General features: G+C 73.5%; 27 protein-coding genes. 10 read left to right on the top strand and 17 right to left on the bottom strand.

Annotated features, from left to right (window positions below; genetic code table 11):
• The first annotated feature begins 252 nt into the window (after positions 1 to 252).
• Positions 253 to 1,872, top strand: coding sequence for a chaperonin GroEL (gene groL / locus G9H72_RS16075; protein ID WP_166172924.1), 1,620 nt, complete (start codon positions 253 to 255; stop codon positions 1,870 to 1,872).
• A 119-nt stretch (positions 1,873 to 1,991) separates the two neighbouring features.
• Here groL and G9H72_RS16070 read toward each other — a convergent pair whose 3' ends face one another.
• Positions 1,992 to 2,369, bottom strand: coding sequence for a hypothetical protein (locus G9H72_RS16070; protein WP_166172922.1), 378 nt, complete (start codon positions 2,367 to 2,369; stop codon positions 1,992 to 1,994).
• A 395-nt stretch (positions 2,370 to 2,764) separates the two neighbouring features.
• Here G9H72_RS16070 and G9H72_RS16065 point away from each other — a divergent pair, with 395 nt between their 5' ends.
• Together G9H72_RS16065 and G9H72_RS16060 are read left to right on the top strand one after the other, a co-directional pair.
• Positions 2,765 to 3,331 carry a dihydrofolate reductase family protein gene (locus tag G9H72_RS16065; protein WP_166172919.1) on the top strand — a complete coding sequence of 189 codons (567 nt, stop codon included), beginning with the start codon at positions 2,765 to 2,767 and terminating at the stop codon, positions 3,329 to 3,331.
• An 89-nt stretch (positions 3,332 to 3,420) separates the two neighbouring features.
• Complete coding sequence (locus tag G9H72_RS16060) at positions 3,421 to 3,849, top strand: VOC family protein (protein ID WP_331272360.1); 429 nt, start codon at positions 3,421 to 3,423, stop codon at positions 3,847 to 3,849.
• Between the two features lie 3 nt (positions 3,850 to 3,852).
• On the opposite strand, the gene G9H72_RS16055 is transcribed toward G9H72_RS16060, so the two are convergent.
• From G9H72_RS16055 to G9H72_RS16000, 12 genes are all read right to left on the bottom strand, one after another.
• Entirely contained in the window at positions 3,853 to 4,284 is a 432-nt protein-coding gene (locus G9H72_RS16055; RefSeq protein ID WP_331272359.1) for a nuclear transport factor 2 family protein, read from the bottom strand.
• Positions 4,285 to 4,307: 23 nt separating this feature from the next.
• Positions 4,308 to 6,692, bottom strand: coding sequence for a sensor domain-containing phosphodiesterase (locus G9H72_RS16050; RefSeq protein ID WP_166172913.1), 2,385 nt, complete (start codon positions 6,690 to 6,692; stop codon positions 4,308 to 4,310).
• A 210-nt stretch (positions 6,693 to 6,902) separates the two neighbouring features.
• Positions 6,903 to 7,916: a methyl-accepting chemotaxis protein gene (locus G9H72_RS16045; RefSeq protein ID WP_166172911.1), complete on the bottom strand. Its 1,014-nt coding sequence runs from the start codon at positions 7,914 to 7,916 to the stop codon at positions 6,903 to 6,905.
• A 3-nt stretch (positions 7,917 to 7,919) separates the two neighbouring features.
• Positions 7,920 to 8,288: a response regulator gene (locus G9H72_RS16040; protein ID WP_166172909.1), complete on the bottom strand. Its 369-nt coding sequence runs from the start codon at positions 8,286 to 8,288 to the stop codon at positions 7,920 to 7,922.
• Positions 8,285 to 8,578, bottom strand: coding sequence for a hypothetical protein (locus G9H72_RS16035; protein ID WP_166172907.1), 294 nt, complete (start codon positions 8,576 to 8,578; stop codon positions 8,285 to 8,287). The genes G9H72_RS16040 and G9H72_RS16035 overlap by 4 nt, the downstream gene beginning before the upstream one ends.
• A complete protein-coding gene (locus tag G9H72_RS16030) occupies positions 8,559 to 10,940 on the bottom strand; it encodes a chemotaxis protein CheA (RefSeq protein WP_166172905.1) in 2,382 nt (793 codons plus the stop codon). The genes G9H72_RS16035 and G9H72_RS16030 overlap by 20 nt, the downstream gene beginning before the upstream one ends.
• Positions 10,937 to 11,347: a response regulator gene (locus G9H72_RS16025; RefSeq protein ID WP_166172903.1), complete on the bottom strand. Its 411-nt coding sequence runs from the start codon at positions 11,345 to 11,347 to the stop codon at positions 10,937 to 10,939. The genes G9H72_RS16030 and G9H72_RS16025 overlap by 4 nt, the downstream gene beginning before the upstream one ends.
• Positions 11,344 to 12,219, bottom strand: coding sequence for a CheR family methyltransferase (locus G9H72_RS16020; protein ID WP_166172901.1), 876 nt, complete (start codon positions 12,217 to 12,219; stop codon positions 11,344 to 11,346). Before G9H72_RS16020 ends, G9H72_RS16025 begins: the two co-directional genes overlap by 4 nt.
• Entirely contained in the window at positions 12,216 to 12,830 is a 615-nt protein-coding gene (locus G9H72_RS16015) for a HEAT repeat domain-containing protein (protein WP_166172899.1), read from the bottom strand. Before G9H72_RS16015 ends, G9H72_RS16020 begins: the two co-directional genes overlap by 4 nt.
• Before the next feature lie 52 nt (positions 12,831 to 12,882).
• Positions 12,883 to 13,971 carry a chemotaxis-specific protein-glutamate methyltransferase CheB gene (gene cheB / locus G9H72_RS16010; RefSeq protein WP_166172897.1) on the bottom strand — a complete coding sequence of 363 codons (1,089 nt, stop codon included), beginning with the start codon at positions 13,969 to 13,971 and terminating at the stop codon, positions 12,883 to 12,885.
• Entirely contained in the window at positions 13,968 to 15,578 is a 1,611-nt protein-coding gene (locus tag G9H72_RS16005) for a chemotaxis protein CheW (RefSeq protein ID WP_166172895.1), read from the bottom strand. Before G9H72_RS16005 ends, cheB begins: the two co-directional genes overlap by 4 nt.
• Before the next feature lie 31 nt (positions 15,579 to 15,609).
• A complete protein-coding gene (locus G9H72_RS16000) occupies positions 15,610 to 17,529 on the bottom strand; it encodes a methyl-accepting chemotaxis protein (protein WP_166172893.1) in 1,920 nt (639 codons plus the stop codon).
• A gap of 378 nt (positions 17,530 to 17,907) precedes the next feature.
• On the opposite strand from G9H72_RS16000, the gene G9H72_RS15995 reads away from it, so the two are divergent.
• On the top strand, positions 17,908 to 20,073 hold the full coding sequence (locus tag G9H72_RS15995) for a diguanylate cyclase domain-containing protein (RefSeq protein WP_166172891.1): 2,166 nt from the start codon (positions 17,908 to 17,910) through the stop codon (positions 20,071 to 20,073).
• 23 nt (positions 20,074 to 20,096) lie between these two features.
• On the opposite strand, the gene G9H72_RS15990 is transcribed toward G9H72_RS15995, so the two are convergent.
• Positions 20,097 to 20,957 (bottom strand): LuxR C-terminal-related transcriptional regulator, encoded by an 861-nt coding sequence (locus G9H72_RS15990; protein ID WP_166172889.1) that lies wholly within the window; start codon positions 20,955 to 20,957, stop codon positions 20,097 to 20,099.
• A 212-nt stretch (positions 20,958 to 21,169) separates the two neighbouring features.
• Between G9H72_RS15990 and G9H72_RS15985 the strand changes: the two genes are divergently transcribed.
• On the top strand, positions 21,170 to 22,129 hold the full coding sequence (locus tag G9H72_RS15985; RefSeq protein WP_166172887.1) for an SMP-30/gluconolactonase/LRE family protein: 960 nt from the start codon (positions 21,170 to 21,172) through the stop codon (positions 22,127 to 22,129).
• 39 nt (positions 22,130 to 22,168) lie between these two features.
• On the opposite strand, the gene G9H72_RS23115 is transcribed toward G9H72_RS15985, so the two are convergent.
• The gene (locus tag G9H72_RS23115) at positions 22,169 to 22,507 is read right to left on the bottom strand and encodes a hypothetical protein (protein ID WP_166172885.1); all 339 of its coding nucleotides are present in this window, start codon (positions 22,505 to 22,507) and stop codon (positions 22,169 to 22,171) included.
• A 23-nt stretch (positions 22,508 to 22,530) separates the two neighbouring features.
• Between G9H72_RS23115 and G9H72_RS23110 the strand changes: the two genes are divergently transcribed.
• Complete coding sequence (locus tag G9H72_RS23110; RefSeq protein WP_166172883.1) at positions 22,531 to 22,821, top strand: DUF4031 domain-containing protein; 291 nt, start codon at positions 22,531 to 22,533, stop codon at positions 22,819 to 22,821.
• 14 nt (positions 22,822 to 22,835) lie between these two features.
• On the opposite strand, the gene G9H72_RS15970 is transcribed toward G9H72_RS23110, so the two are convergent.
• Together G9H72_RS15970 and G9H72_RS15965 are read right to left on the bottom strand one after the other, a co-directional pair.
• Positions 22,836 to 23,477, bottom strand: a complete 642-nt coding sequence (locus G9H72_RS15970) for an HD domain-containing protein (RefSeq protein WP_166172881.1) — start codon at positions 23,475 to 23,477, stop codon at positions 22,836 to 22,838.
• A gap of 23 nt (positions 23,478 to 23,500) precedes the next feature.
• Positions 23,501 to 24,187, bottom strand: coding sequence for a methyltransferase domain-containing protein (locus tag G9H72_RS15965; protein WP_331272358.1), 687 nt, complete (start codon positions 24,185 to 24,187; stop codon positions 23,501 to 23,503).
• A 334-nt stretch (positions 24,188 to 24,521) separates the two neighbouring features.
• Here G9H72_RS15965 and G9H72_RS21860 point away from each other — a divergent pair, with 334 nt between their 5' ends.
• The 4 genes from G9H72_RS21860 to G9H72_RS22520 all read left to right on the top strand — a co-directional run bounded on the left by G9H72_RS21860 (position 24,522) and on the right by G9H72_RS22520 (position 26,463).
• On the top strand, positions 24,522 to 24,707 hold the full coding sequence (locus G9H72_RS21860) for a hypothetical protein (RefSeq protein WP_166172879.1): 186 nt from the start codon (positions 24,522 to 24,524) through the stop codon (positions 24,705 to 24,707).
• A complete protein-coding gene (locus tag G9H72_RS22525; RefSeq protein ID WP_331272357.1) occupies positions 24,704 to 25,414 on the top strand; it encodes an ATP-binding cassette domain-containing protein in 711 nt (236 codons plus the stop codon). Before G9H72_RS21860 ends, G9H72_RS22525 begins: the two co-directional genes overlap by 4 nt.
• Entirely contained in the window at positions 25,411 to 26,244 is an 834-nt protein-coding gene (locus G9H72_RS15950) for a hypothetical protein (RefSeq protein ID WP_166172877.1), read from the top strand. Before G9H72_RS22525 ends, G9H72_RS15950 begins: the two co-directional genes overlap by 4 nt.
• A gap of 93 nt (positions 26,245 to 26,337) precedes the next feature.
• Positions 26,338 to 26,463 carry a daptide-type RiPP gene (locus tag G9H72_RS22520; RefSeq protein ID WP_269205307.1) on the top strand — a complete coding sequence of 42 codons (126 nt, stop codon included), beginning with the start codon at positions 26,338 to 26,340 and terminating at the stop codon, positions 26,461 to 26,463.
• The last annotated feature ends 69 nt before the right edge of the window (positions 26,464 to 26,532 follow it).

Here is a 26,532-nt window from a genome sequence, read left to right as displayed (position 1 = left end):
CTCGGGTGCACCCCGGGCGGGACGAGCACGACGCCCGTGGCCTGCTCCCGGGGGAGGTGCCGGGGCCCGGCAGGCTTGCACTCGGGCGGGCAGAGTGCTAATCATGTCGTTAGCACTCTGCAGTAGTGAGTGACAGAACCGAACATCACGCGGCTCAGAGGCGATGAGGCCGAGCGCTAGCGCGCGAAGCCCTCCGTCGCGGGCATCGTCTCGCCGCGGGCACCCACCCTCATCCGGGAGGACCTGTACCGCATGGCCAAGATCATCTCTTTCAACGAAGAGGCTCGCCGCGGGCTCGAGCGGGGCATGAACCAGCTCGCCGACGCGGTCAAGGTGACGCTCGGCCCCAAGGGCCGCAACGTCGTCCTCGAGAAGAAGTGGGGCGCCCCCACGATCACGAACGACGGTGTCTCGATCGCCAAGGAGATCGAGCTCGAGGACCCGTACGAGAAGATCGGGGCCGAGCTCGTCAAGGAGGTCGCGAAGAAGACCGACGACGTCGCCGGTGACGGCACGACGACGGCGACCGTCCTCGCTCAGGCTCTCGTCCGCGAGGGCCTGCGCAACGTCGCCGCGGGCTCCAACCCGATCGCCCTCAAGCGCGGCATCGACAAGGCCGTCGGCCTCGTCAGCGAGCAGCTGCTGAACCAGGCCAAGGACGTCGAGACCAAGGAGCAGATCGCTTCCACGGCCTCCATCTCGGCCGCCGACCCGCAGATCGGCGAGCTCATCGCCGAGGCGATGGACAAGGTCGGCAAGGAAGGTGTCATCACCGTCGAGGAGAGCAACACCTTCGGGCTCGAGCTCGAGCTCACCGAGGGCATGCGCTTCGACAAGGGCTACATCTCCCCGTACTTCGTGACGGACCCCGAGCGCATGGAGGCCGTCCTCGACGACCCGTACGTGCTCGTCGTCAACTCGAAGATCTCGGCGGTCAAGGACCTGCTCCCGCTGCTGGAGAAGGTCATGCAGGGCGGCAAGCCGCTCGCGATCATCGCCGAGGACGTCGAGGGCGAGGCCCTCGCGACGCTCGTCGTCAACAAGATCCGCGGCACGTTCCGCTCCGTCGCCGTCAAGGCGCCGGGCTTCGGTGACCGGCGCAAGGCGATGCTCGCCGACATCGCGATCCTCACCGGTGGCGAGGTCATCAGCGAGGAGGTCGGCCTCAAGCTGGAGAACGCCGGCATCGAGCTGCTCGGCCGCGCGCGCAAGGTCGTCGTCACCAAGGACGAGACCACGATCGTCGAGGGTGCGGGCGACGCCGACCAGATCGCCGGCCGGGTCAACCAGATCCGCCAGGAGATCGAGCGCAGCGACTCCGACTACGACCGCGAGAAGCTCCAGGAGCGCCTCGCCAAGCTCGCGGGCGGCGTCGCCGTCATCAAGGCGGGCGCGGCCACCGAGGTCGAGCTCAAGGAGCGCAAGCACCGCATCGAGGACGCGGTCCGCAACGCCAAGGCCGCCGTCGAGGAGGGCATCGTCGCCGGTGGTGGCGTGGCCCTCATCCAGGCCGGTGTCGTCGCGTTCGAGAAGCTCGACCTCGAGGGTGACGAGCTCACGGGCGCGCTCATCGTCAAGTCGGCACTCGAGGCCCCGCTGAAGCAGATCGCGGTCAACGCCGGCCTCGAGGGCGGCGTCGTGGCGGAGAAGGTGCGCAACCTCGAGTCGGGCCACGGCCTCAACGCCGCGACCGGCGAGTACGTCGACCTGGTCGCCGAGGGCATCATCGACCCGGCCAAGGTGACGCGCTCGGCGCTGCAGAACGCCGCCTCGATCGCGGGCCTGTTCCTCACGACCGAGGCCGTCATCGCCGACAAGCCGGAGAAGGCCGCTGCCGCGGCTGCCCCCGGTGGCGGCGAGATGGACTTCTGAGAAGCCCAGCTCCAGCACGACCTTCAGCGAGGGGCGGCTCTCCCGGACGGGAGAGCCGCCCCTCGCGGCTCTCGGCGGGGAGAGCCTCCACGGCCTGCTCGGCGGTGGGCTGAGGGGGGTCAGCCGACCGTGACCGTGGACGTCACCGCCCGTACGCCGGACGCGTCGGCGACGAGGACCGACACCGTGTACGTGCCGGGCGCGGTGTAGCGGTGGGCCCCGAACACGCCCGGCGCGCCAGCCGGGCCCGCGAGGGTGCCGGCCGTCGTCATCGTGTCGTCGCCCCAGTGGATCAGCGCCGACATCCCGGCGCGGGGGCCGGAGTAGGACGAGACGGTCGCCAGGGACGCCCCGAACATCACCCCCGCCTTCGCCGTGAGCGTCGTTCCCATGACGTCCGGCGCAGCATGGGCCGGTGCTGCCGACCCCACCACGGCCGCACCGGCCAGTGCGGCGGCCGACCCCAGGGCTGCCGTTCGCGTCAGAATTCTGGACATCGATCTCTGCCTTCCGGTGAGCGATAGCGCATCCGCAGCGGGAAGCTCACGATCGAGCCGGTCGGCCCGGCAGGCACACGCCGCCCCCTCGGCGTGGCTCAACCTCGGTTGTGCGACCGGAGAATTCCCGCGCAATGCGCAGGCCCCGGCCGGCCTCCCGCTCCTCGGGCCGTATCGGCCCTCAGGACCCGAACGCTAGTGGTCGCCAGGTGCGCGGTCACCGGGCTCGGTCCTTACGCAAATCTTTCGGTGCCGTGCCGGGGTGCGCTGCGAGCGCGTCTCCCGCGCACGCGCGCCGACCGGGGGCCGGCGGGTGCGGCGCCAGGGGCGAATGCGAGACAGTGCCTCCCGGAGCCGCGCGCCGATTGCGCGGACGCAGAATGCGGAGGAGAACCGTGCGAACCCTCATCGTCACCGCTTTCATGTCGCTCGACGGCGTCGTCGAGGCCCCCGGCGGTGAGCCCGGATACCGGAACAGCGGCTGGACCTTCCAGGACATCGAGTTCGACGAGGCGGCGTACGAGATCAAGGGACGCGAACAGGAGGAGACGACCGCACTGCTCCTCGGCCGGGTGAGCTACGAGGCGTTCGCGCCGGTGTGGCCGACGATGACCGAGGAGTTCGCCGGCTACAACGCGATGCCGCGCTACGTCGTCTCGACCACGCTGGACGAGGATGACGAGCGCTGGCCGGCGACGATCCTGCGCTCGCTCGACGACGTGGCGGCGCTCAAGGAGACCGAGGGCGGCCCGATCGCAGTGCACGGCAGCGCGACCCTGGCCCGCTCGCTGACCGACGCGGGCCTCGTCGACCGCTACCACCTGCTCGTCTTCCCGGTGCTTCTCGGCGCCGGCAAGCGGCTGTTCAGCACCGCGGACAAGGACAAGCAGCTGCTCCGGGTGCGCGAGTCCGAGACCTACGGGAACGGCGTCACCAAGCTCGTCTACGAGGCAGCCCGCTGACCGGCCGCGCCCTGTCGGCCGGCAGCCCGTGACGCCGGCGGGGTGCGTACGCCAGCATGGCCCTGTCGACGACGACGTGGAGGTGCCGAGTGAGCGCGCAGCCGACCCCCGAGCAGAGCGTCCCGACCCTGCAGTCGACCGTCCTCGACTGCGAGGACGCCCGGGCGCTCGCCGAGTTCTACCGCCAGCTGCTGGGGCTGCGCTACCGGCCCGGGGACGAGCCACCGGCGGAGGGGGAGCCCGACGACGCGGACTGGCTCGTCCTCGTCGGGGCCGGCGTCCGGCTCGCCTTCCAACAGGTGCCGCGCCTGCCCCGCGCCACGTGGCCCGAGGGCGAGGTGCCGCAGCAGCTCCACCTCGACCTCACCGTGCCGTCCGGCTCGGAGCTGCTCGTGCAGCACAAGCGGGCCCTGACCCTGGGCGCCCGCCTGCTGCTCGACCGGGCGGCCGACATCGACGAGCCGCTGTACGTCTACGCCGACCCGGCGGGCCACCCGTTCTGCATCTTCGTCGGCTAGCGCTCAGCCGCTGACCGGCGTGCCCTGGTGGTAGAGCACCTGCCAGCTGCCCCCGGCGCGTCGCCAGACCGTCGACCGCCGGGTGACGCGGTCGCCCTGACGCAGGGTGTACGTCAGCAGGTAGGTGCCCGGGCCGAGCTCGCGGCAGTGGAACCCGGACGTCTCCCACGGGTCGTCCCCGCCCGCGGCGTACCGCTCGAGCAGGGCCCGCTTGACGTGCTGACGTCCGTAGCGCCGGCCCGAGGCCCCGACCTCGAAGAAGTCGGGCGCGAGCTGGCGCTCGAGGTCCTGCTCGGCGACGCCGAGCTCGGGCCGGTGGAAGAGCGGCTCGCGGTCCCGTAGCTCGGCGAGCACCCCTGCGAGCTCCGGTGCCGTCGGGGGGACGCTGTCGGCCGGGGGGCTTGCGGCGGGGTGAGCGGTGTCGTGGGCGGCCACGACACCGAGCATGGCAGGCCTCGTCAGCCGGCCAGGGCAGCCTGCTGCCGGTCCCCGAGCAGGGCTGCGATCGCCGCGGCCGGCTGCGGCCGGCCGAGCAGGTAGCCCTGACCGACCTCGCACCCCAGCGACGCGAGGGCGGCCAGCTGCGCGTCGGTCTCGATGCCCTCGGCCACGACGGACAGGCCGAGCGCCCTCGCCATCGCGAGGATGGCCGTGACGATCTGCAGCCCCGAGTTCTCGGTGTCGAGCCGCATGACGAACGAGCGGTCGACCTTCAGCACGTCGACGGGAAGCTCGCTGAGCGCCCCGAGGCTCGAGTAGCCCGTGCCGAAGTCGTCGATGGCGACCCGCAGGCCACGTGCACGCAACGCCTCCAGGGTCGCGGTCCCGTCCCCGAGGACCGCGCTCTCGGTGACCTCGAGCCCCAGCGCCGACGCCGGCAGGCCCGCCCGCCGGAGCAGCCGGTCGACCTCGTGCGCGAAGTGCGCCCCGTCCAGCTGCCGGGCCGAGACGTTGACCCAGACCCTCAGGTCCCGCGCGGCCCAGAACTCCTCCCGCCAGGCGGCGAGGTCGAGCAGCGCGCGGGTCAGGACCGACCGGCCCAGCTGCTCGATGAGCCCTGACTGCTCGGCCAGCGGGATGAAGACGCCGGGGCTCACGAAGCCGTGGCCTGGCCGGTTCCACCGGGCGAGCGCCTCGAGCCCGATCAGCCGGCCGGTGGCGATGTCGATCTCGGGCTGGTACGCCACCTCGAGCTCCCCGGCCGCGATGGCGTCGCGCAGGGCGAGCGCCAGGTCGTTGTCGGCGTGCGACCGGTCGCGCAGCGAGGCGTCGCAGACGATCGCCCGGGAGCGGCCGGCGGCCTTGGCCTCGTGCATCGCCAGGTCGGAGTCGATGAGCAGCGCGCCGACGGAGGTGCCGGTCACCGCGCTGCCGGCGGCGCCCACGCTCGCCGTGAGCCGCAGGTCGTGGCCGGCGACCGTGACCGGGACCGCGAACGCCGAGACGGCGCGGTCGGCGAGGGCCTGGACCGCCCCGCTGGGCACGTCCCGGGCGAGGATGGTGAAGGCGTCGCCGGCGTACCGGCAGGCGAGGTCACCCGGCCGCAGCCGTTCCGACAGCGCGTCGGCGGCGGCCCGCAGGTAGGCGTCACCCGCCGCGTGCCCGCGGGTGTCGTTGACGAGCTTGAAGTGGTCGATGTCGCAGAACAGCAGCACGTGCTCGCGCCCCGGGACCGGGGGCGTGCGCAGCGCCTGCTCGGCCTGCTGCAGGAACGCGCTGCGATTGAGCAGGCCGGTGACGGTGTCACGGGTGGCCAGCTCGGTCAGCCGGTCCCGGGCGCGCGACTGCTCCACGACGAGCCGGGTGAGGTCGCGGAAGCTGCTCAGCAGGGACCACTCGTAGCGGCTCGGCACGCCGGGGTGGCGGCGGTAGACCGCGAAGGCGCCGAGCACGGCCGAGCCGTCCGAGGTCAGCACGGGCATCGAGGCGACGGCGCGCATGCCGACCTGGGCGAGCAGGCTGCGGACGAAGTCGTCCGGGTAGTCGACCCCGTCGACGATCGACGCCGACTGCCCGGTGTACGCCGCCTCCCCGCACGCGCCGTTGCCCGGGCCGATGGGCAGCCCGTCGAGGAGCTCGACGACGTCGGCCGGGAAGGTGGGGGCGGCCCCGACGCGCAGCACCGCGCGGTCGTCGTCCACCAGCATCACCGAGCAGGCCACACCGCCCGCGATCAACTGCTCGAGCTCGGAGGCGAGCAGGGTGAGGCTCGTGGCCAGCGGCTCGTCGGCCGCCACAGCCGCGAGCACCCGTGCCTGGGCGGCCTGCTCGGCCTCGCGGCGGGCGAGCGTGAGCAGCGCCGACACCTCGGCCGCGACGTCCCGCAGCGCCGCGAGCTGGCGCGGGCTGGCCCCTGCGCGCGGCGAGGGGTCGATGGCGCACACCGCGCCGAGCACCTGCCCGTCCTCGTCCACGACGGGGGCGCCGGCGTAGTAGCCGAGCAGGCCGGCCCGGGCCGCGGGATGGGCGCCGAAGGTGGGGTGGGCCGGCACGTCCGGCACGACCACGGTGTCGCCCGAGGACACCACCGCGGTGCACTGGACGAGCGCGGCGGGCACCGCGAGGCTCTCCGGCAGCGCTCGGTCGCTGCGCCCCACGTAGGCCTGTCCGCGCGAGGAGATCAGGCTGACCAGCCCGATCTCGGTGCCGCCCACCTCGGCGGCGAGCCGGGCGAAGGCGTCGAGGTCAGCGCTGCGGCTGCCCGCGTGCAGCAGCGCCCGCTCCACCGCCGCACTGCGTTCGGCGCACTCGAGCAGCGCGTGCAGCGGCGCAGCGGCCTCCCGCGTCGGCCGCGCGGGCGCGCTCGAGGTGGCGTCCGGGTCGGTCACGCTGCTCGGCGGCATGCTCTCCCCATCTCTTCGCGTAGGCCACGGCCGCGCTTGGCGGGGGCGGTCGGAGCCCCCGCAGCAGTCCTGCCCGCCCGCCCCGATCGAGCACCGTCAGCCGGTGCCCGCAACCCCAGGTCGACCATTCTAGTAACTTGCTGAGCACTTTGCGTGAGCGACTTTGTTCCCGCCTGGACAACGAGGAGCGCGGCTCGCCGGCCCGGCGGCTCAGAAGAGCTCGATCGCCGGCGCGCTCGCCGTGCCGGACGCGGCTCCGGAGGCCGACGCGTGCACCGCGCGCTGCCGCTGCGACACGTACGTCGTGGAGAGGGCGTCCACCGCGTCCTCCAGGCCGCGCACCGCGGCCGCGTCCGCTTCTCCCCGCAGGTGCCCGACCACCGTGGTCACGCGCCCGCCGAGCCCGGTCAGGGCCCCGATCACGGCCTCGACCGTCTGCCGGGTGATGTCCTGGAACTGGGTCTGCGCGAGGATGCCGTTCGTCCGCGCGCTGAGGGACTCGGCCGACGCCTCCACCTGCTCCACGGCCGACCGGGTCCCGGCCACGGTCTCGGTGAGCATCGAGGCCATGTCGTGCTGGGCCTCCGCGATCGCCTCCAGCCGGGCGTTGATCGCCGCCGAGCTCGACGCGCTCGCCGCGTCGCTGCCCAGGCGCTGCTCGATGAGGCCCGTCACCCGGGAGATGCCCTGCCGGATGTCCTCGGCCGCCGCCGCCGACTCGCGCGAGAGCTCGCGCACCTCGTCGGCGACGACGGAGAAGCCCTGCCCTGCCGCGCCGGCCCGCACCGCCTCGATCTTCGCGTTGAGGGCCAGGATCGTGGTGGCCCGCGCGACCTCGGCGATGGCCGCCACGTACCGGTCGAGCCCGCGCACCTCCTCGACCAGGCCCAGGAGCGCGCGGTCCCGCTCGCTGACGAGCGCCACGAGCTGTTCGACCGACTCGGCGTTGGTCCGCGTGGCCGTGGCGACCCGCTCGGCGTCCTCGCCGGTCCGCTGCGCGAGATCGCGGGCGAAGGCCGAGAGTGCCTCGGCCTCGCTGTCGGCGTCCTGCGCCCCGTTCATGACGCCGAAGGCGGCGTCCTCGGTGTGGGTCACGACGTCGCGCAGCTGCGCGGAGACGACGTCGATCAGCGGCTGCGCGGCTTCGAGGACGCGCGCCACCTCAGTGGTGTCGGGGAGGTCCGGGGACCGGGCGCCCTGGGGCTCCTGCCATGGCCAGCGCATCGCTCACGCTCCGGGAAGGACCTGGCGGACGACGCCGAGCAGGGCGTCCGGCTGCACGGGCTTGACGAGCCATCCGGTGGCGCCGGCCTTCTTGGCCTCCTCGCGCTTGGACTGCTCGGACTCGGTCGTCAGCATGAGGATCGGGACGAAGCGCAGCCCGGCCTTGCGTGCCTCCCGGACGAAGGAGATGCCGTCGAGGCGCGGCATGTTGACGTCACTGATCACGAGGTTGGGCTTGAGGCCCTTCTTGATCTGGTCCAGCGCGTCCTGGCCGTCCTTCGCCGTCTCGACGGACAGGCCGGCCTTCGTGAGCACGGACTTGATGCTCATGAGCATCGTGGGGGAGTCGTCGACGAGCATGACGGTCTTCATGGTGTTTCCTTCGCAGAGTCGTCGCGGGGCTTCGGGGTGTCCGGGGAGGTGGCAGAACGCTCGAGCAGCGGCGCGACCCAGGCCCTGAGGAATTCATCGACCGGCGGGACGCTCACCTTTACGCGCGCAGCCAGCAATGCCTGGAGCCCGGCCGTGTGCAGATGCGTGCAGTTCCGCAGGTTCACGCGCGCCCCGGGGGTCTCGCGGAGCCAGGCCGCCAACGGCTCGGCCTCCTCGACGGTGAGAACGCCCTCCAGGACGGCGGTACGGCTACCCAGCTGCAGCGGCACGGTTGTTCAACTCCTTCACGTCGAGCACGAGCAGTACGAGGCCGTCACCGAGCAAGGCCGTGCCGCAGTAGCCGGGAGTGCCGGCCAGCAGCCCATCGAGCGGCTTGAGGATGACGTCGGTGTTCTGGTGGAACCGGTCCACGAGGATCCCCAGCGGGCCCGTCGTCGTGCGGACGACGAGCACGCTGACCTCGTCCCGACGCTCCCCGGCGGGCAGGTCGAGCAGGCCCGCGAGGGACGCGAGCGGCACGACCTCGTCGCGCAGCACGAGCACCTGCCGTCCCGCGACGCGGGTCACCTCGCTCCACGGGACCCGGACCGTCTCGACCACGTCGTCGATCGGGACGCCGAAGCGCTGACCACCGGCCGTGAGCAGCAGGACCCGGGACACCGCCATCGTCAGCGGGAGCCGGAGCCGGATCGTCAGGCCCTCGCCGGGGCGCGAGTCCGTCGCCACGCTTCCACCCAGCCGCTCGATGGCACTGCGCACGGCGTCCATACCCACGCCGCGCCCGGAGACGTCGGAGATCGCATCTGCGGTGGAGAATCCCGGGGCGAAGATGAGATCAGCGATCTGTGCATCGCTCATCGACTCCAGGGCGGCCTCCTCCACGATGCCGCGCTCGTACGCCTTGCGGCGGACCTTGTCGACGTCGATCCCTCGCCCGTCGTCGATCACCTCCACCACGACGGCGTCGCCGTCCGGCACCGCACGCAGGACGAGGGTCGCTTCCGCCGGCTTGCCGGCGGCCTCCCGGTCGGCCGGCGACTCGATGCCGTGGTCCAGGCTGTTGCGGACGAGGTGCACGAGCGGCTCGGCGAGCATCTCGATGACGTCCTTGTCGGCCGCGGTGTCCTCGCCCTCCTGGACCAGGCGCACCTGCTTGCCGAGCTTGCGCGACAGGTCCCGGACGAGCCGGGGCGCCCTGGCGAACGCCGTGGCCACCGGGAGCATCCGGACGTCCATCACGGCCTGCTGCAGCTCCTCGCTGACCCGGCTGACGACGGCGTACTCGTCCTTGATGCGCCGGGCGAGCGCCCGATGGCCCTCCTCCTCCGCCGCCGCAGCGACGAAGGGCAGGGAGTTCTTGGCCACCACGAGCTCGCCGACCAGGTCGAGCAGCCGGTCCACCTTGGCCTGCTCGATCTTCAGCACGCGGCTCCCGGAGCCGGCCTCGTCCGGGACCGGGTCACCGGCCGTGGCGGCCGGAGCGCTCTGCTCCCCGGGCGGCGCGGTGCGCTGGGCGGGAACAGCGGCGGACGTCGCGTCACCCTGCACCTGCACCAGCCCGTCCAGCCAGGACAGCAGCTCGGCGTCGCCCAGCCCTTCGTCCGGCGGCCCGGCGTCGAGACCGGCGGCGGCCGCGGCACGGACGGCGGCGGCGACGGCGGAGGCCCTGGTCGCGGGGGTGAACGCCCCGCTCAGGGCCTTCCGCTGCGCGGTGAGGACCGCACCGGCGACCGATGCGTCACCGGTCGCCGGTGCGGTGTCCCTCGCCTCCTCACCCTGCTCCGAAGGCCTGACGGCTGCAGGGTCCAGCAGCCCGGCGAGGCCTTCGGCGGTGACCTCCACGACCTCGACCTGGTCGGGGACGTAGCGGAAGACGTAACGAACTTCCTGCATCGCGGCTCGGGTGAGCGCAGTGAAGCGCAGCACGCTCTCGTACTCGTCGAGGTCGGCCACGGGCGGCAGGTCGGCGGGGACGCCGACCTCCAGCAGCTCCAGGGCGGGCACCTGGCGGACCAGGTGCAGCGGGTCCTCCCCGCGGAAGAAGCAGCCCGCGTCGGGGCGGTAGTCGAGCGCGCGGATGCTCGCCCCGGTGGCCTCCAGCCACGGCAGCAGGCCGCGCAGCCTCTCCTCGCCCAGGCCCAGCACCCAGGCCGGCAGCTCCGAGGGCAGCTCGGACGGCAGCTCGGACGGCCTGGTGGGGGCCGCCGTGCCGGGGACCGCGCCACCCGGCGTGCTGTCGCCGGACGGGCCGAGCGGGGCGCGCAGCCGACGGGCCAGGCTCTCGCCGGTCGCGGCGGCACCCGCGGGCGCGCTGCCGGTGGCCTCGATGACCGGGATCCAGGCGCGTACGGCGTCGAACGCGGCGAGCAGGTCGTCCACCATGTCGCCGTTCAGCGCCAGCGCGCCGCTGCGTACCGCGTCGAGCAGGTCCTCGGCGGCGTGGGTCAGCCGCGTCAGCTCCGGCAGGTCGAACAGGCCGGACGAGCCCTTGAACGTGTGGGCAGCCCGGAAGACCGCGTTGACGAGGTCGCCGTCGCCCGGGTCCTGCTCCAGGCGGAGCAGGCCCTGGTCCACCTCGGCGAGCAGGTCCGCCGCCTCGGCGATGAACTGGGCGAGGAGTGGGTTGTTCACGTCAGGCTCCACGGGGCGGGAAGAGGCGTGGTGAGCAGGGAAGCGACCTGCTCGAGCAGGCCCGGTGCCACGGGCTTGACCAGGTAGAGGTTGGCGCCGGCCCGGTAAGCCGTCTCGGCGTCGCTGTCGTCGGCCTCGGTGCTGATCGTGACGATCGGGCAGTCGAGCCCCGGCTCCTCGGCACGCAGCCGGCGGACCAGCTCGTAGCCGTCCATCTGCGGCATGTTCACGTCCACGACGAGAAGGTCGTAGCGCGCCGACAGCGCCAGCTCGAGCGCCTCGAGCCCGTTGCCCGCCTCGTCGACGGAGAAGCCCGCCGAGCGCAGGATCTCCCCGTGGTACAGGCGCACCGTGGGCGCGTCGTCGACGACGAGGGCACGGCGGTCGTTGGAGGTCTCGACGGTCACGGTGCTGCTCCGATCGGCGGGCGCTGGTAGACGATGCCCTCCGGCAGACGGACGGGCGTGAAGATGGGGGAGATGCGGCTCATCGACTCCGAGTGGCCGAGGAACAGGTGGCCACCGGGCCGTAGGGCACCGAACAGGTTCTCGGCCGCTCGGCGCGAGGAGATCTCGTCGAAGTAGATGAGCAGGTTGCGGCAGAAGACGACGTCGAAGTCCCGGTAGGCGCGCATCGACTCGGTGTCGCAGACGTTCACGATGCGGAAGTCGATGGCGTCGCGCAGGTCGGGCTTGACGCGGTGCGTGTCGGCCTTCACCCGGTCGAACCACCGCGTCCGCACGGCGAGCGGCACCCGCTGCATCGAACGCGGCCCGTACTCGCCCCGTTGGGCGAACTGCAGGACCCGGGTGTCGATGTCGCCGGCGACGATCTCGACGTCGAAGTCCTCGATGTCGCCCCAGTCCTCGAGCAGCCGGAGCCCGATGGAGTACGGCTCCTCACCGGTCGAGCACGGCAGGCTCAGGATGCGGATCGGGTCGGTGCTCCCGGTCGCCCTGCGCTCCGCGGCGACGCGCGGCAGGACGCTCTTCACGAGCGCGTCGAACTGGTGGTCCTCCCGCAGGAAGTACGTCTCGTTGACGGTGAGCTCGTTGATGAGCTCCTGGGCGAGCGCGGCGTTGGCACCGAGGCGCAGCCCGGCGAACCACGCGTCGAACCCGCCGCCGTGCTCCCGCACGCAGGCCTGGACGCGCTTGTCGACGAAGTAGCGCTTGTTGTCCGCGAACTGGATCCCCGTGCGGCGATAGACCCACTCGCGCACACGGCTGAACTGAGCTTCGCTCAGACCTGGCTCGGTGCCGGTCGTGCTGACGCTCATGTGCGGGCCGCCTGCCGGGCCAGGAAGTGCAGGTAGGGGTTCTGCGGGAAGCGGCCGGTGGCCACGGTGGACAGCTCGTGGGCGATCCCGCTGCCGATGGTGACGGCCACGTCGACCGCCGCCGCCACGACGTTCGGCTCGGGGTCGGCAGCCACCACCGGGCGCAGCCACTCGGGGACGCCCGGGTGGGCGACGGCGGACAGCACCATCACGGCGAGCACCCGGACGTCGGCGTCCTCGTCCTGCAGGATGCCCTGGCCGACGAGCGACTCGACGGCGAGGGGCATGGCCTGCAAGGCGTTCACCGCGGCGTTGCGGCGTGTGGCGTCCTCGCTGCGCAGCTCTCCCGAGAGGGCGAGCCCCACCTCGGCCACGTCGTGCCCGGCGAGCGTCGTCAGGAGCGCCTCCCGAGCCGGGACGTCCCGCTCCTCCTGCAGCGCGGCGAGCAGGGCCGGGACGGCCGCTGCATCGCCCTCCAGGTCGAGGGCGGCCCGCCGGCGCTGCTCGGCGTCCCCGGCACGCAGCTGCTGCTGCAGCCCCGCCGAGTCACGGCGGGCCGCCCGCTGCTCCTCGGCCGCGGGCGCCTGCGCCGTACGTCGTACCAGCCCCATCGTCGTGCCTTCCCAGTCGTGTAGTGCGAATCGCTCTTCGTGTGTCGGCTCGTCAGAGCCAGGCCGCCAGCTGGGCCGGGATGTCGTCGGCATGCAGCACGCGCGAGGCCCCGCCACGGGCGACGAGCTGGCCGGGCATGCCCCAGACCACCGCCGACTCCTCCGACTCGGCGATCGTGCGACCGCCCCGGGCGTGCAGTGCGGCCATCTGCTCCGCGCCGTCGTCGCCCATGCCGGTGAGCAGGACGCCCACCGTGCGGCGCGGGTCGACCACGTCCATCGCGGACTGCACGAGGCGGTCCACGCTCGGGTGCCAGCGGTAGCTCGGCCCCGCCGGCGCGGGGCGCGCGGCCAGGCCGCCGGAGCGCCTGGTGAGCACCATGTCCGCGTCGCCCCGGGCGACGTACACGTGCCCGGGGCGGACCTCGGTCAGCCCGGTGACCTCCTGCACCGGGAGCGGGCAGGACTGGTCGATGCGCCGGGCGAGCGGCCCGGTGAACGACTGCGGCATGTGCTGTGCCACCAGGACCGGCGCCGCACAGCTCGCCGGCAGCTGCGCGAGCAGCTCGGAGAGCAGTGCGGGCCCGCCCGTGCTCGCCCCGATCACGACCAGGTCGGCCGCTCCCGCAGCCGACGCGACGCCCGCCCCACGCCCCGGTGCCGCGCGCGGGGCGGAGGCCGCTGCGTACGACTCCTCCCGGGCCCGACGCAGGCGGGCGGCCAGGCCGCCCGCCCGCATGCGCGCCCGGGCCGCCCGCCGGACCTTGTCGACCAGCTCGTCCGCCGCGTCCCGCATGTTGAGCGAGACGGTGCCGCCGGGCTTCTCGACGTAGTCCACCGCGCCGAGCTCGAGGGCCTCGAGCGTCACGAGGGCCCCGCGCTCGGTGAGCGAGGAGACCATGACGACGGGCAGCGGGTGCTCGCGCATGATCTCGGCAAGGCACGTGAGCCCGTCCATGACCGGCATGTTGACGTCGAGCGTCACCACGTCGGGCTCGAGGCGCGGGATCTGCTCGAGGGCGTCCTCGCCGTTGCGGGCCAGGTGCACCTCGAAGCCGCCGGCGTCCGCGAGCATCGACTTGAGCGCCTTGCGCATCAGCGCCGAGTCGTCGACGACGAGCACCTTGGTGCCGGCGCTCATGCCGCAGCTCCGGCTGCCGGCACCTCCTCGGCCAGGAGTGCGACCTGCTCCGCCCCGAGCAGCTCGTCTGGCTCGAGGACGAGGAGCATGCGCCCCTGGCCGGGGAGGTTGGCGACACGGGTCACGACGCGGGCCTGCTCGTCGGAGAGCTCGGGAGCGGGCTCCAGCTGCCCGCCGCCGACCTTCGCCACCTCGGCGACCGAGTCGACCACGAAGCCGGTGCGGACGCCGCCGATGATGAGCACGACGATGCGCTGCCGCTCGTCGCGGGGCAGCCTGTGCAGCCCGAGCCGGGTGCGCAGGTCGACCACGGGGAGCACGGCACCGCGCAGGTTCACCAGGCCCTCGACGAAGTCGAGCGTCTTCGGCACCCGCACGAGCGTCTCCGGGACGCGGATGATCTCCTGCACCGCGTCGACGTCGACGCAGTACTCCTCGCCCTCGAGGCGGAAGACGACGAGGAGCTCGTCGTCGCCGCGGCCGTCGTCGGCCATCTGGTCCTCCCTCTCACGGATCTGCGCGGCGTCACCGGCCAGCTCGTCCACGGCCTGCATCGCGCGGTCGTCGACGAGCGCGTCGGCCGACAGGACGGACACCAGGCGGCGCCCCTCCTCCAGCCGGCACACCGCCTGCACCTCGGTACGCCGCCCACCGCCGGAGACCACGTGCGGCAGGGCGCCGACGAGCTCCATCGGGACGCGGAGCACCTCGCGGACCGTGTCCATCACCACGCCGACGAGGGACTCGCGGCCCTCCCGCTCCACCGTGATGACCACGATGCGGTTGTGCGGCTCGAGCTCGGTGACGGGAAGCCCGAACACGCTGCGCAGGCTGACCACGGGCAGCAGCCCGCCGCGCAGGTCCATGACCCCGAGCACGCGGCGCACCGCGTTCGGCACGGCCGTCACCCGCTCCGGAGCCTGCACGATCTCCTGCACGCGGTCGATGGGCAGCGCGTACTCCTGCCCGTCGACGGCGAAGCTCACCAGCTCGAGGGTGTCGGTCGACTCCTCCTCCCCAGCGGTCTCGCCCGGGGACCAGGCGCCCGCGCTCGTGGACGCGGCGGACGTGTGCCGGCCGAGAGCCGCGAACTCGGTCGCGACGAGGTGCTCGACGTCCAGCACTGTCGTCATGCGGCCGTCACCGGCCTTGAGGACCGCAGCCAAGAGGTCCGAGCGGAGCGTCGACTGGACGGCCTCCGCGCTCTCGACCTGCTCGTCCTCGACGGAGATGACCGCGGCGACCCGGTCGACCACGAAGCCGAGCGTCGCGCCGGCCGACTCCACGACGACCACGCGCGTGGCCTCGGTGTGATCGCTGCCCTGGAGCCCGCAGCAGCTGCGCAGGCTCACGACCGGGAGCACCCGGCCGCGCAGGTTCGCGAGTCCCTCCAACGCGGACGGGCCCAGCGGCACCCGGACCAGCTCCGGCATCCGGATGATCTCCTGGACGCGCTCCATCTCCAGGGCGTACATCTCGCCCTGCATCTCGAACGTCACGTAGTCCCGGCCGGTGTCCGGCTCGCCGTCGGCGTCCTCGGAAGGAGCGGCGACGGGCGAGCCGGGCACCGTGTCTTCGACCACGAAGCCCACTTCGGTGATGCTCATGGCACCAGCCCTTCGTCGTAGTTCAGCGTGGTCAGGCGTTCTGCAGCTCGTCGGCCAGCGCGGCGATCTCCTCGATGGCGACCGCGAGCTCCTCGGCGCCGGTGCTCTGCTGGCGGGCGGCGGCGGCCGCCTGGCCCGTGAGCGAGTCGGCCTGGTTGGCCGCGGCCGCGATCTGGTCGAGAGCGGTCTTGACCTGCGCGAGGGCGGAGGCGATCTCCTGCGAGGCTGCGCGGACCTCCTCGTTGCCGTTGCGCACCAGGCCCATGTCACGCTCGATCTCGACGAGCCGGGCGGTCGTCGCCTTCGCCCGCTCGACCTCGGCGAGGGCGGACCGCGACGTGTCCTCGAGGTCGTTGCGGACGGCCGTGATCCGGTCCTGGACCTCCTTCACGAGGTCCTTGATGCGCTCGGCGTTGTCGGCCGAGTCCCGGGCCAGGTTGCGGATGTCGGTGCTGACGACCGCGAAGCCCTTGCCGTACTCCCCGGCGCGGGCCGACTCCACCGACCCGTTGACGGCCAGCATGTTGGTCTGGATCGCGACGTTGCCGATCGCGTCGACGATCTTGTCGATCTTCCGGCTGACCACCTCGAGCTCGACGACCTGCTTCACGCTGTCCTTCGCCGAGGCGGCGGCGGTGCTGATGGCCTCGATCATGGCGTCGACCGCGCTCTTGTTGGCGGCGAGCAGCTCGATCATCGTGCTCGCCTTCTCGACGGACGTGCCGGCACGCGACTCGGCGAGCTGTGCGCCCTGCTCGATCTGGTTGAGCGCGCTGGCGGCCTCCTGCGACTTGGCCGCGGCGGTCTGCGCGCCGGTGCTGATCTGCCCGATCGCGGTGGAGATCTGAGCAGCTGCGCGGTTGATCTCCTCGACGGCGGCCGACAGCTCCTCCGCGGTGGAGGCCACCTCCTCGGCGCTCTTGCCGATGTCGGCGCTGGTGCGCAGCTCGTCCGCGACCTCGGAGAGCTCCTCGGAGGCCTTCTCGCTCTGCTGCAGGGCGGCACCCTGCTGCTCGACGGTCTGCAGGGACTCCTCCGCGGCGGCGGACTGCTGCTCGGCGGCGGCGGCGATCTCCTCCGCGCGCAGCTGGGCGTCCTGCGAGGCACGCTCGGCCTGCCCGGCCGCGGTCGCGATCTCGGTCGCGCCCTCGAGGATGACGGTCATGTCCGCGGCGATCTGCGCGAGCTGCGCCGTGATCTCCTTGCCCTTCTCGACCTCGCCGCGCGACGTCTCCGCGGACGCCTGGACGCCCTCGGCGACGCTGTTCACGCCGGTGCGGATGGCGTCGATGAGCTCACGGATCTCGCTCGCGCTGCGCTCGGAGGTCTCGGCAAGGGTGCGCACCTCGTCCGCCACCACGGCGAAGCCCTTGCCGTGCTGACGGGCGCGGGCCGCCTCGATCGCGGCGTTGAGCGCGAGCAGGTTGGTCTGGTCCGCGATCCGGGCCACGGCCGACACGATCTGGCCGATCTCCTCGGCCTGCTTCTCCAGCTCGCTGATCATGGCGACGGAGGCGGTCTGCCGCTGGGAGGCCTCGCCCACGTTGCTCACGAGGCCGGCGATCCCCCCCGCGGTGTCCTCGAGCAGCGACTGGAGCTTCGTCGTGGTGTCCTGCACCAGCTTGCTGGTGGTCTGCTGCGTGCGGATGCGGCCGACGACCTGGTTCGTCGCCGCGAGCGACTCCTGCGTCGCGCCCGAGGCCTCCTCGGCGCCCGCGGCGATCTGCTGCATGGCCTCGCGCAGCTGCCGCGACGCCTCGGTCGACTGCGCGGTCTGGGCGGCGAGCTCGGTGGTCGCCGCGGCGATCCGCTCGGCGGCCTGCTGCTGCTTGGCGACGGAGCGGGCGCGGCGACGGGCGTCCTCGGACTCGCGCGCGTCCTTGCGGGTGGCCACGGGGGCCGAGCGCGGTGCCGGGACCCCGGTCGACGCACTGTTCTTGGTGAGGGGCATCCCTACTCCTTCGACGTGACGAGCCGCGGGAGTGGGTCCCCGGGGCTGGGGCGCGCTCCTGTCGGGCGCGGCAGAAGAGGGATCGACGCCTCAAACCCGCGATGTAGGCGGATTTCTCGACAGCCCGACAACAACGGCGGTGGTGCACCCGCCGTACGGGGCCTCTTAAGGTGCGGTCTACGGGGTAGGCGCCGCTTGCGGCCGGGAGCGCGGCCTCCGCCGTTCGGCGGGCCCGGGACTTCAGTGCTGGTGTAGGCGCCCTCGGCCGATCGGGTGGTGGTGCCCGAGCCACTGCCTGACGGCCCCTCGCCGGCACGCCTGTCCTGTCCCGGCGGGGTCCGGCGTTTTGCGCGGGCCGGCGGGGGGGAGCCACAGCTCATGCACCGCGGCGACGAGCAGAGCGGGCCACAGGACGCGCTCCTCGATGTCGTGCCGGTCTTCCAGCCCATCGTCGACCTGCGGGACAACCGGGTCGTCGCGGTCGAGGCCCTGGCCCGGGGCCGGGCCGAAGGGGGGCTGGTCGCGCCGCAGGCGATGTTCGCCCGAGCGGCGGCGATCGGTCCTGCAGCGGTACGCGAGCTCGACGAGCGCTGCCTGCGCGCCGCGCTCGCGGCGACCCGGCTGGTGCCGCAGCCGCTGAGCCTGTTCGTCAACGTGGAGCCCGGGACCCTCGCCGAGCTGAGCGCCGCCTGCCTGACCGAGCTCGCCGAGCTGGTCCCGCCCACCGTCCGCGTCGTGGTCGAGGTGACCGAGCGAGACCTGCTGGAACGCCCGGGGCAGCTGCTCGCGGGCGTGCGCAGGGCGCGCGACTGCGGCTGGGGTGTGGCCCTGGACGACGTGGGGGCCGAGCCCGCGGCCCTTGCGCTCATGCCGTTCCTCGCCCCGGACGTCATCAAGCTCGACCTGGCCCTGGTGCGGCAGCAGCCCTCGCTCGGCTTCGCCGCCACGATCAACGCGGTGCACGCGCAGGCCGAGCGCACCGGTGCCCTCATCCTGGCCGAGGGCATCGAGACCGAGGGCCATCTCGAGCGGGCACTGGCCACGAGCGCACGCCTGGGCCAGGGGTGGCGGTTCGGTCGGCCCGCCGCCGAGCCGGCCGCGGCGGACCACCCGTTGCCGCTCCCGGTCGGCACGCACCGCCTCCCGACGGGGACCCCCTTCGGGCTGCTGAGCGCGACGAGCACGGCGGGAGTGGCCGGGATCCCGCTGCTCGCGGCGATCTCCCGCCAGCTCGAGCGGCAGGCCCTGCTGCTGGACGACCTCACGGTGGTGCTCGCGTCGTTCCAGCATGCGGCCGCGCTGACGAACGGTACGCGCCGACGGTACGAGGCCGTCGCCCACGTGACGGCGTTCACCGCACTGCTCGGGCCGGGCATGCCGGACGAGCCGATGCCGGGCGTGCGCGGGACGGCGCTGTCCCCGGGGGACCCGCTGGCCGAGGAGTGGGTCGTGGCGATCGTTGCGCCGCACTACGCGGCCTCGATCGCCGCCCGCGAGCTCGACCCGGGCCCGGACGGGGAGCGGCGGTTCGCCTTCGTGCTCACGCACGATCGGGCGCGGGTCCTCGACGCCGCGGCGCTGCTGCTCGCCAAGGTGCGCAGCAGCCCCGCTGCCGTGCCCAAGCCCGTGCCGTCACGGCCGCGGACGGTGCCCGGCGCCCCCGCGCGTGTCCCACCGCAGGACCTGCCGGGCCTGTTGCTGCGCGCCATCGACACCGCGTCCAACGGCATCGTCATCGCCGACGCGCGTCAGCGCGACCTGCCGCTCGTGTACGTGAACTCCGCCTTCCTGGCCATGACGGGCTACGTCCCGGAGGAGGTGCTCGGCCGCAACTGCCGCATCCTGCAGGGGCCGCTCACGGACCGCACCCAGGTGCGCCCCATCGCCCGCCAGCTCGCTGCCGGCCGCCCGGTCCGAGCCACGTTGCTGAACTACCGCCGCGACGGATCGACGTTCTGGAACGAGATCACGATCTCGCCGGTGCGCGACCCGGACGGGGCCCTCACCCACTTCATCGGCAACCAGGTCGACGTGAGCGAGCGGGTCGAGCGCGAGGAGCGGGCGGCGTACCTCGCCTACCACGACCCGCTCACCGGGCTCGCCAACCGGGTCCAGCTCCTGGACCACCTGGAGCACGAGCTGGCCCGCGCCCGGCGCCGTGGCGACGGCGTGGCCGTCCTGTTCGTGGACCTCGACGGGTTCAAGCAGGTCAACGACTCGCGCGGGCACGCGGCCGGTGACCGCGTGCTCCGTGAGGCCGCACGTCGCATGCGGGCCACCCTGCGGGCCGGGGACCTGTTGGCGCGCATCAGCGGCGACGAGTTCGTCGCGGTCCTGGCTCGCCTGCCGCTGCACGACGCTGCTCCCGCCCGCCGGGCCGCCGACCAGATCACCTCGGCGCTCGACCGCGAGATCCAGCTGCCGGGCGCAGGAAGCGTCAGGATCGGTGCCGCGGCCGGCATCGCCACCTTCCCCGACGACGGTGACACCCCGTCGGCCCTCCTCGACGCCGCGGACCGGAGGATGCATGAGGACGAGGACTGACGGTCGCCTGCCGACCGGCGCCGTCACCTCAGCCAGCCCCGGCGCATCGCCGTGGCGACGGCGGCCGCGCGGTCGCGGGACCCGGTCTTCGTGTAGACCCGCTCCAGGTGTGACTTGACGGTGCTCGGCGCGATCCCCATGTCGGCGGCGATCTCGTTGTTCGAGCAGCCCGCGCTCACTCCGGCGAGCACGTCGAGCTCGCGCGGCGTCAGCGGGTTGGTCAGCTTCTCGACGACCTGAACCGCGTCGGTCAGGGTGCGGGCGCCACCGTCGGCGCCGACCCGCGCCGGCAGCCCTGGGTCCGCGCGGACCGCGCCGCCGCCGAGCAGGACCGGGACGTCCGGAAGCTCGCCGCGCACCTGCAGGACGAGCCGGGTCAGCTCGCGGCTGTCCCGCCGTGTCGAGGCGCCCAGCCCGACGACCTTGACGTCTCCTCGGGCGCGGACGTAGGCGCCGAGCTCGTGCGCGGGCAGCGGGTCGAGCACGTCGACCCGCCACCCCGCGTCCAGCAGGACGTGCTCGAGCATCGACAGGCCGAGCAGGTGCGTCTCGGCCGGCGCGGGCAGCAGCACCGCCCGACCCGCGCGGGTCGGCGCCGCCGCGGTGGTGTGGGCCCGCAGCCGGATGACGAGGCCCCGGACCGTCGTGCTGGCGCGGTGCTCCTCGGCGACGGACACCTCCCCCCTGGCCCACCCCTCCCCGATCTCCTCGAGCAGCGGCTGCACGACCTCGGAGTAGAGGCTCGCGAGGGGGCAGCCGCGCCGCAGCAGGAGCATCGCCGCCGCCTCTGCCTGCGGCTCGTCGCCGGCGAGCAGGGCGTCGCAGAGGGCGGCCCTGGCCGCACGCTCGACGGGGTCGTCGCCGTGGCGCTTCCGGTGGGGCATCGCGAGCCGCTGCTCAGCCGTGCGGCCGCGCAGGGACCAGAGCTCCGCGCGTCATTTGTGCGGTTCCTCCCTCCGCCGGGTGCAGGACAGGATGCCTCACCTTCTAGATCACCGGTGCACGGGGTGGAGCGGGCATGCGGGCGGGGCACGCCGTCCCGGCCCGGTGGCTCCAGGGCCGACTACCTCGCCCACGGAAGGGGACGCTGGTGGGCATGACGACCGACGCGCCCCCGCCGGCCTCAACGCGGCCCGACCCCGTCTCTGCCGAGGTGGCCGAGCTGGGAGAGGGGCCGCGCTGGGACGCGGCCCGCAGCGAGCTGCTCTGGGTGGACATCCCGGCGGGAACGCTGCGGCGGGCCGGCTGGGAGGGCGGCCGGCTGCGTACGCTCGCCGAGCACCGGCTGGACGTGCCGCTCGGCGCGGCGGCCCCGGCGGAGTCGCCCGACGGCGGCTGGCTGCTGGCGGCCGGGACGGGGCTCAGCTGGCTGTCGGCGGAGGGAGGCGTACGCGAGCTGGCCCAACCCGAGGCCGGGCGCGACGTGCGCATGAACGACGCGGCCTGCGACCCCGCCGGCCGGCTCTGGGCCGGGACGATGGCGTACGACGAGCGGGCCGGGGCGGGCCGGCTGGCCCGCTGCGACCTGGACGGGTCGGTGCAGATCGTCGGGGACGGCTTCACCGTCCCGAACGGCTTCGGCTGGAGCCCGGACGGCAGGACGATGTACCACGCCGACAGCGGGCACAAGGTGCTGCGGGCGTACCCGTTCGACGTCGAGGGCGGCAGCCTGGGCGACCCGCGCGTCGTGGTGGACTTCGGGGACGGCCCGCCGGCCGACGGCATCACGGTCGACGACGAGGGGACGGTCTGGGCGGCGTTGTACGGCGGCGGCGAGGTCCGTCGCTACGACCCGTCCGGGCGCGTGCTCGCGGTGGTGGCCATGCCCGTGTCCCAGCCGACGGCGCCGTGCTTCGGGCCAGGGACGACGCTCTTCGTCACCACGACCCGCCAGGGCCTGTCACCGGAGCAGCTCGCGGCCGAGCCGGACGCGGGGCGCGTGTTCGCCGTCGACGTGGGCGTCGGAGGGCCGCCCGTACGCCCCTTCCGCGGCGCGCTGCCCACGCGCCTCACAGCGCCGCCCACGCACACCCCCGCTGAGCACGGAAGCGGGTGAGGGACGGGGCCCGGCTGCGGGGCGGGGCAGGGCGGCGCGTCAGAGGGCGCCGAGCGGGGCGACGACCGCGCCCGCGTCCGCGCACACCCAGTGCGGGTCGGGACCGAGCTCGGGCTCCACCCGCAGCTCGTGCTCCTCCTCGTGCAGCGGGCAGCCGGGCCAGCGCCGCCCGGCCTCGTCGAGCAGCCGGTCCTGCAGGTCCTGCGCGAGCTGGCCGGCCACGAACTCGGCCCCCTGCGGCCAGGTCCCGACCCACCAGCGCCGTCCCTCGATCACGTCCTCGACGAGGGCGAGAACGTCCTCCTCCGCGGTGCCGCGGGCGGCGAGGTCGTGCAGCAGGAGCGCCCGGGCGGCGAGCAGCGGGTCGGTCACCGGCACATTCTGCCTTCTACGCTGGGGGGGTGTCCGTGCTCGTCGACCCCGCGAACTGGCCCTGGAGGGACCGGCTCTGGGCGCACCTGGTGAGTGACGAGTCGTACGAGGAGCTGCACGCCTTCGCCGAGCGGCTCGAGATCCCGCGGCGCGCGTTCCAGGGCGACCACTACGACGTCCCGGCCGAGCTGCGCGAGCGCGCGATCGAGCTCGGGGCGGAGCCGGTGAGCGGGCGGGAGCTGATCGTCCGGCTGCGCGCTTCCGGGCTGCGCAAGCCGTTGGCCGAGCGCGGCCGGCAGCGCGGGCAGTCGCGGTCGTAGCCGGCTCGGGTCGCCTACCCCCCGGCGGCCAGCTCCCGCAGCTCCCGATCGACGTTGGCCCGGGCAGCCTGCTCCCACTGCCGGCCCGTACGGGTCCGGAAGAGCGCGGGCCGTGCGAGCAGGGCGCGCAGCACCTCGGCACGCCCGTGGGCGAAGGCCACGTCGTCGTACCGCGAGTACTCCGCACGGACACCAGCAACGTATTGCCTGTAACGCGCATCGGGCGCCGCGAGGACGGCCAGATCCGCGTCGGCCAGCGCGCTGCCGTCGAGGTCGTCGGGTGCGGGCTCGTGCGAGGTGGTCAGCCGGACGAGCCGCGCCACCTCGGCAACGGTCGTCCCGGGGAGCCCCAGGCCGGGCAGCATCTCCTCCGCGAGCAGGGCGCTGCGCTCCTCCGCGCCGGGCTCCAGGTCGTAGACCGCGTCGTGGAGCCACGCGGCCAGCCGCACGACGTCGGCGTCGCCCGCCTCGACCGCCAGCTCGTCGAGGCGGGTGAGGACCTCGGCCAGGTGCACGGTGTCGTGATAGGCCCGGTGCGGCTCCGCGTACGCCGACAGCAGTCGCTGCCCGGCCGCCTCGACGTACGCATCGGGTGCCGTCGCGCCGAGCGCGCGCACCACGTCCCTCCAGGCGGCGGGCAGGCCGGACGTGTCCACGGTACGAGCGTAGGCTGCGGACGTCACTTCGTCCGCAGCACCAGCGCACGGTCCGCGCCGCGCAGGAACCGGTACGGCACCGGCACCAGCGACACGTCGACGCCGACGGCGCCCAGCCAGTCCAGCAGCCCGGGCGTCGCGGCCATCGGTGCGCCGGAGTGCTCGAGCAGCGGGTAGACACGGACGCTCCCGCCCGGTCGGCAGACCCGCAGCAGCTCGCGCAGGGAGGAGGCGTGGAAGTCGGGGGAGAGCCTGTCGCCGTAGGTGAAGAGCAGGTGGGAGCTCAGCACGAGGTCGAACGAGGAATCGGGGAACTGAAGTTCGGGAAGGGTGCCCGGCACGTAGCGCGTCGGGTGCGTGCGCCGGTCCCAGGCGAAGCGCCCGACGGCGGCCACCCGGGAGGCGAAGTGGGCTTCCGGGGACCGGAGCTGCTCCCAGTCGTAGCGCGACGAGCTCGCCGCCACGTGGTCCGCGCCCCGCCTGGCGTCGTCCAGTGCGCGCACCGCGAGGTCGCCGGGCGGCATCACATAGGCGGGGTCGGCCGCCACGGCGTGCGCACCGAGCGCGGACGCCTCGGCGGTGAAGCTCGCCGCGCCACCGGGGCAGTCGAGGACGTGCCGGCCGGGAAGGTCGGCGGGTGACAGGGCGAACATGGCGAGGTACTCGTCGAGCGTGCGAGCGCTGACCAAGTGGTCGGCGAGAGCGGTCACGGCGGGCTCCGGGGGAGGAAGGCCCGGGCGACGGGGAAGGCACAGCGGACGACGCCCGGACGGGGCGGTCTGCTGGGACGAGGACGCGCAGGCCGCCTAGAGGCGGCACCACCACTGCTGCTGCGTGCGCGTCATGGCCCGAGCGTAGCGCCGGCAGGCCGGGAAGGGCATCCCCTGGACACTCGCTGCCAGGCACCTTGGTGACAGGTCGAACCCATCGACAGGGCTGTCGGGGCCGGGGGAGTCTTCTCGTGCAGCAAGCGGGGCCGACGACGAGAAGGCCTCGCAAGACCGGGCCGACCGGAGCTGCACGAGAACCTCGAAGGGAGACCCCATGAGCTCGACAACCAGCACCGCGCTCGCGACGATCTGCTCGATGCTCCTGGTGGTCGTCGCCGGTGGCAGCCTGGCCGCCGTCCGCGGCGGCTCCATCGCCACCCAGACCGTCGTCGTGATCGCGGTCTTCGCGCTCGCCGTCGGCGCCGGCGTCGGGATCGCGCTGTCGATGAGGTCCCGGTGACCGGCCACGACATCGCCTTCGACGGCGTCAGCAAGGCGTACGCCGGCCGGCCCGTCCTCGCGGACGTCAGCTTCACCGCACGGGCCGGGCAGGTCACGGGCTTCGTCGGCCGCAACGGCGCCGGCAAGACCACGGCCCTGCGCATCCTGCTCGGGCTGGCGGCGCCGGACTCCGGGCACGCCACCATCGGCGGCCGCTCCGTCACCGAGCTCTCCCCGGGCACGGTGGGGGCCTCGCTCGAGCCGGGTGCCCACCCGGCCCGGACCGGCGAGGGCCACCTGCTGGTGCAGGCTGCCGCGCTCGGGGCGCCCGCGGCCCGGGTACGCCCGCTGCTCGAGGAGGTCGGGCTCGGCAGCGCCGGCCGCAAGAAGGTCAAGACCTACTCGTTCGGGATGCGCCAGCGCCTGGCGCTGGCCGCGGCCCTGCTGCCGGAGCCGGCTGTGCTGGTCCTGGACGAGCCGACCAACGGGCTCGACCCCGACGGCATCCTGTGGCTGCGCGAGCAGCTGCGCTCGGCCGCGGCGGGAGGCGCCACCGTCCTGGTGAGCAGCCACCTGCTCGGCGAGCTCGAGCAGGTCGTCGACGAGGTCGTCGTCCTCGACCGCACCGTTCTCTGGAGCGGCGACCGCGCCGCGACGCTCGACGTGGAGGGCGGCCTGGAGCAGCTCTACCAGGACGTCACCGCCGGCTCGAGGAGGGCCTCGTGACCACACTCTCGCTCGCTCCGGACGACATCGACCGCACCGGGCCCCGACGCCGTGCAGGAGCGCCTCCCGGCGCGCTGCGCCTGGCGGTGGCCGCGGAGGTCGCCCGGGTGCGCACGACGAGGACGGTGCTCTGGCTCGGCCTCGCCGGGGCGCTGCTCTCCGCGGTGATGACGGGGATGGTCGCGGCGACGATCGGCCAGCCGAACGGCCAGGAGATCGCGAGCGAGGCCGGCCGGCTGACGGTGCTGAGCTTCGGCTTCAGCGCCGGGCTGATGGCCACCCTCGTGGGGGTGCTGTCGGTCGCCAGCGAGCGCCGCTACCGCACGATGGGGACGTCCCTGATCGCGACACCCTCGCGGAGCAGCTGGCTGCTGGCGAAAGCGGTCGTCGCGGTGCCGATCGGGCTGGTGTTCACCGCCGTGGGGCAGGCCGTCGCCCTCGGCATCGGCGTCCCGGTGCTGTCCTCGCACGGGGTCTCGGTGGGCCTCTGGAGCGGCCCGATGCTGCAGATGACCCTCGGAACGCTCACGCTCGGCGCGTTCTCCGCGGTCTGGGGCGTCGCGCTGGGCGGGCTGATCCGTAACCAGATGGTGGCCGTGGCGGCTGTGACGCTCTACTCGATCATGGTCGAGGCCGCCGTCATCCAGTACCTGCCCGCGATCGGCAAGTGGCTCCCCGGCGGCGCCCAGTCCGCGATCGTGCACGACCCTGCGACCGAGCACCTGTCGGCCGGTGCCGGCTACCTGCTCTTCGCCGCATGGTGCGCGCTCGGGCTCGTGCTCGCCGCCCGTCAGGTGGCCCGCGAAGACGTCACGGTCTCCGCCACCTGACCTCCCGCCGCCCCGCGGCGGCATCTCCCCACAGAACGTCTCACGGCGGTCCCGCCGTGAGCTCCCCCAGCACGCCCGAAAGGAGGGAAAACCATGAACGAGACCACCGCTCTCGTCGAGGAGCTCGAGTCGCTCGAGGCCCCCGGCTTCTGGTGGGGCGTCGCGGCCGGTGCCGGCACCGTCGCCGCCGGCACGCTCATCGGCGTAGCGATCACCTGAGCCGCGCTTCGTCCAACTGCTCTATCCACAACGCACGAGGAGGCAAATCCCATGGAGACCACTGCCCTG

Origin of the sequence: Motilibacter aurantiacus (genome assembly GCF_011250645.1) — a bacterium.
GTDB classification, from domain to species: Bacteria; Actinomycetota; Actinomycetes; order Motilibacterales; family Motilibacteraceae; genus Motilibacter_A; species Motilibacter_A aurantiacus.
This window is presented reverse-complemented; position numbering and strand designations above follow the sequence as displayed.